Raw genomic sequence first — 1,663 nt, forward strand, 5'->3', positions numbered from 1 at the left:
GTTCTCGGCCGCCTTGACCGGTGTGCCCGTCGGCACGGCGATATCGACGCCGTCCTTGCCCGAGCCGAAACCGGAAATCACGCGGCCGCGCACCGGCCAGCGCATCTTGCCGATGCCGGTGGCGTCTGGCGCGACGGCATCGTCGGCCTCGGCCTGCTGGATGACCTTCGAATCCTTTTTCGGCGGCGTGTAGGACGCCAGCGTTTCAGACGGCGTGGTCTTTGCCGCGGGCTGCGTGGTGGCCGTCGTCACCGGATCGACCTTGGCCGGCTTGGCAGCGGCGACGGTCGCGGTTCCGCCGGCCGGCACCTTCAGGGTCTGGCCGATCTTGAGCAGTCCGTCCTTCATCCCGTTGGCCTGCTTTAGAGCAACGACGCCGACGCCGGTCTTCCTGGCAATCGAAGACATCGTGTCGCCCGACTGGACCGTGTAGGTCCCGGCAGCGCCGGTCGTCTTGGCAACCTGCGGCTTGGGCTCCTTGGGCTGGTTTGCTGCGGCCGACGCGTCGACCTGAGCGGCGGACTTGCCTTCCTTAGGCTTCGGCTGCTGCGGCAGAACGGCGACCTTGTCCGGCGCAGTGGCCGGCAGGTTGTGCTTGCCGTCTTTCGCCGGCTTGGCATCCGCGACCTTCGCCTCGCCTTTGCTGGAATAGGCATAGGCCGGGATGACCAGCTTCTGGCCGGTCTTCAGCCCCTTGGTCGCGCTCAGCCCGTTGACCTTCATGATCACGTCGGACGGCACCTTGTAGCGCTGCGCCAGGCCGCCGATCGTTTCGCCGTCCCTGACGACGATCTCGGTTGCATGCGGAGTGCCGGAAGCAGCCACGCGGGGTTCGTCAGGTTGCGAAACCTTGAAAGGCGACGCCGCCGGAGCGACGGTGCCGGTCGTGGTCCTGTCGACATGCGGTGCCGGGGCCAATGCGGTGCGCACCGGCTTCGATGCCGGCGCCTGCTGCGCTTGGGCAACGGGCGGCGGCAGCGGCCGCGTCGAGACCGGCTCGAGGCTGGAGCGGCTGACCGATTGTGTATGGCTGCCATCGATCGGAGCGGCGGCGACATCGCCCGGATAGGGCTGCTGTACGGCATCCTGCTTGTTGATGATGGCGCGCTGATTGTTGGTCGAGGATGTAAAGACGTCGTCGACGCCATTGAACCGCGAAACCTGGGAACTGCACCCCGCAGCAGCACCCGCGACCATCAGAATGGCGCAGCCTCGCGCCAGATTGCGACCGTTTGTCTTCAAAACACTGAGTTGCATCGCACTAACCCGCACATACCCGGTACAAACTAGGCATGATTAAAGCGCGTTAATGTTACTCGACGGTTAACCTCATGGGATCCGACGCAATTTTTCTTAAAATATTAGAGAGCGAGCCGTGCGAAGATTTCGGGTCAGGTCAGCCGGGGTCGAAGACGGGCGCACGACGCGGCCGAACATCGACATCCGCGCTAGATAACAGCGGCAACACCGCGCAGGATCGGCTGCAGGCGAACGAGGCCGATGTCTTCACGCTCGAAGCGGCTGCCGACCTTGGTCAGCTTGGCCAGCACCTGTTCGCCCTCTTCGGGGCCGATCGGAGCGATGACGATACCGCCGCTCGACAACTGGTCGAGCAGGAAACGCGGCAGGCTGTCGAAGGCAGCCCAGGCGACGATGCGGTCAC

The 1,663-nt window shown here is 64.8% G+C and carries 1 protein-coding gene and 1 pseudogene; both read right to left on the reverse strand.

The annotated features are described in order from the left end of the window. On the reverse strand, window positions 1-1,257 hold a 1,257-nt coding region (locus ENZ75_RS31165), incomplete at its 3' end, for a LysM peptidoglycan-binding domain-containing protein (RefSeq protein WP_128278597.1). A gap of 191 nt (window positions 1,258-1,448) precedes the next feature. Further along, window positions 1,449-1,663 (reverse strand): annotated as a pseudogene (gene pcm / locus ENZ75_RS31170) (protein-L-isoaspartate O-methyltransferase); the annotation flags it as partial.

Source organism: Mesorhizobium sp. M7A.F.Ca.CA.002.04.1.1 (assembly GCF_004022805.1).
Classification (GTDB): Bacteria; Pseudomonadota; Alphaproteobacteria; order Rhizobiales; family Rhizobiaceae; genus Mesorhizobium; species Mesorhizobium ciceri.